At 39.1% G+C, this 6,307-nt stretch carries 6 protein-coding genes; 4 read left to right on the forward strand and 2 right to left on the reverse strand.

The genetic code is table 11. The features are described from left to right. Position 1: 1 nt before the first annotated feature. Positions 2–430, reverse strand: a complete 429-nt coding sequence (locus tag IQ226_RS18650; RefSeq protein WP_193897780.1) for a response regulator transcription factor — start codon at positions 428–430, stop codon at positions 2–4. A gap of 328 nt (positions 431–758) precedes the next feature. Next, positions 759–2,924, reverse strand: coding sequence for a polyphosphate kinase 1 (gene ppk1, locus IQ226_RS18655; RefSeq protein WP_193897782.1), 2,166 nt, complete (start codon positions 2,922–2,924; stop codon positions 759–761). Between the two features lie 145 nt (positions 2,925–3,069). On the opposite strand from ppk1, the gene IQ226_RS18660 reads away from it, so the two are divergent. The 4 genes from IQ226_RS18660 to IQ226_RS18675 all read left to right on the forward strand — a co-directional run bounded on the left by IQ226_RS18660 (position 3,070) and on the right by IQ226_RS18675 (position 6,279). After that, positions 3,070–3,282, forward strand: a complete 213-nt coding sequence (locus IQ226_RS18660; RefSeq protein ID WP_193897784.1) for a hypothetical protein — start codon at positions 3,070–3,072, stop codon at positions 3,280–3,282. A 9-nt stretch (positions 3,283–3,291) separates the two neighbouring features. Beyond that, on the forward strand, positions 3,292–3,717 hold the full coding sequence (locus tag IQ226_RS18665; RefSeq protein WP_193897785.1) for a type II toxin-antitoxin system VapC family toxin: 426 nt from the start codon (positions 3,292–3,294) through the stop codon (positions 3,715–3,717). Between the two features lie 136 nt (positions 3,718–3,853). Beyond that, on the forward strand, positions 3,854–5,302 hold the full coding sequence (locus tag IQ226_RS18670) for a cell wall metabolism sensor histidine kinase WalK (protein ID WP_193897791.1): 1,449 nt from the start codon (positions 3,854–3,856) through the stop codon (positions 5,300–5,302). A 116-nt stretch (positions 5,303–5,418) separates the two neighbouring features. Next, positions 5,419–6,279 carry a tetratricopeptide repeat protein gene (locus tag IQ226_RS18675; RefSeq protein WP_193897793.1) on the forward strand — a complete coding sequence of 287 codons (861 nt, stop codon included), beginning with the start codon at positions 5,419–5,421 and terminating at the stop codon, positions 6,277–6,279. Positions 6,280–6,307: the final 28 nt, after the last annotated feature.

Consider the following 6,307-nt stretch of genomic DNA (forward strand, 5'->3'; position numbering starts at 1 on the left):
ATTAAGCAGAATGCAATCTTTCTTCAAAAAATGAAGAATACCCAACTTTGCTGCCTAATTGTCTGACTAAAGTAATGAGTTCTTTTGTAGGAATATCTTTTGTGCAAACTTGATCAAATTGATGTTGAGTTTTGTGGTTCTGAAAAGATAATTCATCTACTGAGGAATAAGCCAGGATTTGAGTATTTGGAGATATGGCTTTAATGTAATTAGATGCTGACCAACCATCCATAATCGGCATTTGTAAATCAAGAATGATCACATCAGGTTTGTGGCATTTAACTATGTCTATAGCTTCTTGACCATTACTAGCTAAACCAACAACATGAATATTTTCTTGAACAGAAAAAATTAGTTGCAAACTTAACCGAGTCAGTTCATGATCATCAACTATAAGAACGCGCATCTTAGAAGGCTCTTTGGACAACATTTAACATTCCAAAAAAATAATAAATATGCATGCTTATAGTTTATGAATGCGAGTTCTAAATTTACTCTGTCTTATGGGTGAATTTTGGGGGCTAAAAGTTGAATTTTATGCAATTTCCGCATAATGCCGATGTGGCAGATGCACTAAATAGGAAACTGTCATGGGAAGATTACAGATTTGTTATGTGGGGTTTACGAAAAAGGTCTTTTTGTGGTGGATAGGAGTCAGGAGGAAGATGAAGACTTGACAAAAGGATATGTAAATTCAGATATGCTGACTTGATCAGAATTTGAGGTGATGATTCACTTTTGCTGCAACTAATGAGAGTCTAATTTATGCCGGCGGAACGTAAAGCCATTGACGTAATTGTTTTTTGAGAATTGGCTTCTGGACAGTTATCACCTGGGCATCTTTGGATATAATTGCCATCAGGTTGTAATTCCCAAGCATGACGATTATCTGCCAACATAATCCCTAAGATTTCTTGTAAATCTTTGGCAATTTCTTGGTCTTTAATGGGGGTAATAACTTCGACGCGACGATCTAAATTACGCCGCATCCAGTCTGCGCTACCGATATATATTTCTTCTTGGTTATGATTGTAGAAGTAATATATGCGGGAGTGTTCCAAAAAGCGGCCGATGATGCTGATAACGCGAATGTTGTCGCTGAGATTTGGTAGACCGGGACGCAAACAACATATTCCCCGAATAATTAGATCAATTTGGACTCCAGCACGGGAGGCTTCGTAGAGGGCAGAAATGATTTGTGGGTCAACTAGGGCGTTCATTTTGGCAACTATGCGACCAGAAAATCCGTTTTGCACATTGTCAATTTCGCGTTTAATTAGTTCGAGAAAGCGATCGCGCATATTCACAGGTGCTACCATAATTTCTCGATAGGATTTTTGGCGAGAGTAGCCTGTTAAGAAGTTAAATACATCTGTTAAATCTGCACCTAATTCTTCTCGACAACTAAATAAGCCTAAATCTGTATAGAGTCGTGCGGTTTTGGGGTTGTAATTCCCAGTCCCAATGTGGACATAACGGCGCATTCTGTCTTTTTCTCGTCGCACTACCAAGACGATTTTGCTATGGGTTTTCAAACCGACTAAACCATAGACGACATGAACACCAACTCTTTCTAAACGTCTAGCCCAATAAATGTTATTCTCTTCATCAAACCGGGCTTTTAATTCGACTAGGACGGAAACTTGTTTACCATTTTCTGCTGCTGCAATTAAAGCATTAACGATGGGTGAGTCTCCAGAAGTCCGGTAGAGAGTCATTTTGATGGCTAGGACGTTAGGATCATGGGCGGCACTAGTAATAAACCGCACTACAGTCCCGGAGAAAGATTGATAGGGATGATGAACTAGCAAATCTTTTTCGCGAATTATGGAAAAGAAGTCTTTTCCCTCTTCTTGTTCGAGAACGTCAGTATCAATACAGGGTTCTCTGAGTCTTTGTAAACGGGAAGGAACGACGGATTGACGAGGGGGATCTTTAAGTTCCGGTAGTGGTAGTGCCAGAAAGTACATTAAATCCCGTAGTGCCAACAGACCATCAACTTCATAAATATCGCTTTCGGTAAGTCCCAAATCTTCTAAGAGACGGGAACGAACTAATGCAGGGGTTTGGGAGCGAATTTCTAACCTGACGGTATTCCCCCCCATGCGGCGTTTGCGAAGTTCCTGTTCAATGGCTAATAACAGGTCGTCGGCTTCATCTTCCTCTAATTCCAGATCAGCATCGCGGGTAATGCGGAAGGGGTGATATTCTTGGATACTCATGCCGGGAAAGAGAGATTCTAGATTATGAGCGATCGCTTGTTCTAAGGGAATCCCTGACCAGGTAGCAATTTTCCCATTGTCTTGGACTCTCAACTCTGGAGGTAATGGCAAAAATCTTGGTAAAACTTGAGGAACTTTAACTCTGGCAAAAAACTCCTCTTCCGTATCGGGATTTTTGACCACCACCGCTAGATTTAAACTGAGATTGGAAATGTGAGGGAAGGGATGACTAGGATCAACAGCAAGAGGAGTCAGAACTGGAAAAATCTGCTCTTCAAAATAGTTATCTAAATAACTTCGCTGTTTGGGATTCAATTCTATGTAATCCAGAATATAGATTCCCTGTTGGACTAATAGTGGTCGCAATACCTCCTCAAATTCCCCATTGTGCTTTTTGAGTTGGGGATTCAAATGCAACCGAATATCATCTAGTTGTTTCTGTGGTGTCCGGCCATCGGGAGTTAATAAATTAACAGTGGCTTCTACCTGTTGTTTTAAACCTGCTACTCGTACCATAAAGAACTCATCCAAATTGGAACTAAAAATGGCTAAAAATTTCAGCCTTTCCAATAGAGGAGTTCTAGGATCACAAGCCTCATGTAAGACCCGATTATTAAATTCTAGCCAACTTAACTCACGGTTGATGTAGTATTGTGGATCACTCAGATTCATGGAAGCAGAATTCTTTTTTGGTTTTGCCATGATCACCTAGATATAGGTAGACATTGTCTATAAAGCGTGAATATCAATATCTTAATTGCTACTGCATAGATTTTGACGATTCTTGATCTAGATATTTGAGATATTGTTAAAATAACTCTATAACTCTATTCCTCTAAAAATTTATATGATCTCCCAACAAATTGAAGACCAATCTCAACAACTTGAGTCACGAGTTGCAACTTTAGAAACAGAATTAGCACAAATGAGACAGATGTTATCTGTATTAGTTCCTAAAAAAACTCCTTGGTGGCTGAAAGTTGCTGGTAGCTTTGAAAACGATCCTAACTTTAACGAAGTAGTTAAGTTAGGGCAAGAATGGCGTAACTCTGCTGAATAGTTTAATATCATGTATATTCTTGACACAGATCACCTCAGCTTTATCCAGCGTAATGGGCAGGAAGGAAAGCAAATTTTAGCGAGGCTGGCAACTATAGAAGAGAAAGAAGTGGCGGTGACTGTAATTACCTATGAAGAACAAATTAGAGGTAGGCTCAATTTCTTATCCCAAGCAAGAACATTAGAAGCACAAATCTTAGGTTATCAAGGACTACAGCAACTAGCACTTGACTATCAATCTATCAGGATTATTCCTTTTACCCGTGCGGCGGCTTTAGAGCATCAACGCCTACGAAAAGTTTATCCTCGCCTGGGGAATATGGATCTGAAAATTGCTGCTATTACTCTAATCAATAACGCAACTTTGCTCACTCGTAATAGATCAGATTTTGGAAAAATTTTAGAGCTACAAATAGAAGATTGGTCAGCCGCATGATAATAAATAGACATCTTGGAAAATTAAATATGCGTTTTATAGAAACAGGAAAAAACCTTTTTTACCCTAAACTCCGACCTGGATATGATCTTAAATCTTGAAAGGTTATCAATTTATTAATTTTATGTCTATTTATTTGTTTCAAGCTACCCGTCGGCGGTTGGCAATTTGGTACACAGCTATAACGGCAATTTTACTATTATTATTTGCTAGTGGAGTATATTTATATGTTCGCAGTACATTAGTTGAGCGAATTGACGATACATTATATCATGTTGTGGAAGTTGTCGAGCGCTCTTTAGTAATTGAACCGATAAAATTTCAACCGCATCAATTACGAGTAAATGTAGAAGCCAGTTTTCCTAATAATGCTGAAAGTGCCGAAGATGATCGGATTGATTTAGAGTGGTTTAGTCCTAATGGTGAATTACTGTGGTCAACTTTTTCGGAAAAATTAGATATTCCTATTCATACTCATCATCCAGGTGAAACTGTGCGAATAGAAGGCATGGGAGGATGGGGAGAATCGGCACAGTTATTTAGACAAGTGACAAAAAGAATAGAATTAGGAAGACAGATTTTAGGTTATTTACGAGTTAGTCATCCTTGGTTTGAGGTGACGAAACCTAGTCGAGAATTAATTTTTGATTTGGCTTTAGGGATTATTTTAATGATCTTGTCAGTGGCGGCTAGTGGTTGGTTTTTATCAGGTAAAGCGATGGAACCTGTGGGGGAATCTTATCAACGCTTAAAACAATTTACTGCTGATGCTTCCCATGAATTAAGAAGTCCAATTGCTTTAATTCAAACTAATGTGCAAATTGCCTTGGCTGATTTGGATACAGGGGAAGAAGAAACAAATACTGTTCAATATAAACAACAATTAAAGGTGGTCGAACGACTAACGCAAAGATTGGGGAAGTTAGTTAATGATTTGCTATTTTTGGCTAGACAGGATAGTGGTATTAGCACAGATTTATTTTCATCTTGTCCTCTTGATGCTTTGTTAATGGAAGTTGTCGAAGAACAACAACTGGTAGCTAGAGAAAAACAAATTAATTTGGGTTTGAATTTAGTTGATTGTGCGTTGACGGAAGTTAATCCTGAATTATTAGAAAATTGGTTTACGCTCACGGGAAATTGGGAGCAATTAGTGAGAGTATTTACAAATTTGATTGGTAATGCTTTGCAATATACTCCACCTCAAGGGGTCATAAAAGTGGAGTTAGCAAGAATAGAGGGGATAAACCGAGTGACAGGAAGACGTTACACTAATTCTCATTTACAAATAAAAGTTAGTGATACTGGCATTGGTATTCCTGGGGACGCGCTGCCAAAGTTATTTGACCGCTTTTATCGAGTTGATCCGGCACGAACTCATAGAGGTGGGAAAACTACTACAGCCACAACTACTGGTTCAGGATTAGGATTAGCGATCGCTCAAGCCATTATCGAGCATCATCAAGGACAAATTCAAGTAACTAGCAATCTGGGGGAAGGTACTACTTTCACCGTTATTTTGCCAATTTTTGATAAAAGGAGTCAGGAGTCAGAAGAAGGAGTCAGGAGTCAGGAGGAAGAATAAAATTACCCAATGACCAATGACCAATGACCAATGACCAACCCATCTGATTTTGTTAAGCTATCTTCAGCGAAAGCGTTAGCGATAAGATGCCAATATTCAGACTAGAAGGTAGTAGTGTGCCAAAATATATTCGGTTGATTTCTCTTTTAGTAGCAATCAGTGTATGGAGTTTGCCAAAAGCTGCTCATGCTCAGGCATTCATTCCGCATACAGTACAAATTGATAATGCTCAGTTAGAGAAACAGGGCTTGAATTTAGCCCAGGAAGCGGCTCAATTAGCGCAGTTTCAGCAGGTTGAACAAGCTTTATTTAGAGCGCAATTAGCTGCGAAATTAGCCCCGCAAAATCACAAAGTATGGTGGTTACTGGGAAGTTTACATTTACAAAATCGAGAATTTGATCAAGCTGTTATCTCCTTGAACAAAGCTCAAACCCTCAACCCTAAAAATCCTGAAGTGCTATTTGCATTGGGTTCAGCCAAATTTCAAAAAAAAGATTACCAAGGAGCTATTACCCATTATCAAGCGGGTTTGAAATTAAAACCCAATTATTCCGGGGGATTGTTTGATTTGGGTAATGCTTACTTGATGTTACAGAAATTCCCAGAGGCGATCGCTCAATTCAATTTAGCAGCTAACCAAGATAAAAAGTTTTGGCCAGCAATTAACAATATTGGTTTAATCAAATACGAGCAAGGCGATATTCCGGGGGCAATTCAGCAATGGCAAATAGCAGTGAGTATTGACAAAAAAGCCGCAGAACCTTTACTCGCTTTAGCCGTAGCATCCTATAATCAAGGCGATAAACAAAAAAGTTTAGAAATGGGAGTATCTGCACTCCGCATAGATTCCCGTTATGCCAATTTAGATTTTCTCAAAGAAAACCTGTGGGGCGATCGCCTACTTGCAGACACCAAAAAATTCTTAGAAATACCAGAAATCAAATCAGCCTCACAGCCAAAGGAGGAAACACCCTAATAGGGGGTAGGGGAGTAGGGGAGTAGGG

Origin of the sequence: Dolichospermum sp. LEGE 00240 (assembly GCF_015207875.1) — a bacterium.
Lineage (GTDB): Bacteria > Cyanobacteriota > Cyanobacteriia > Cyanobacteriales > Nostocaceae > Dolichospermum > Dolichospermum gracile.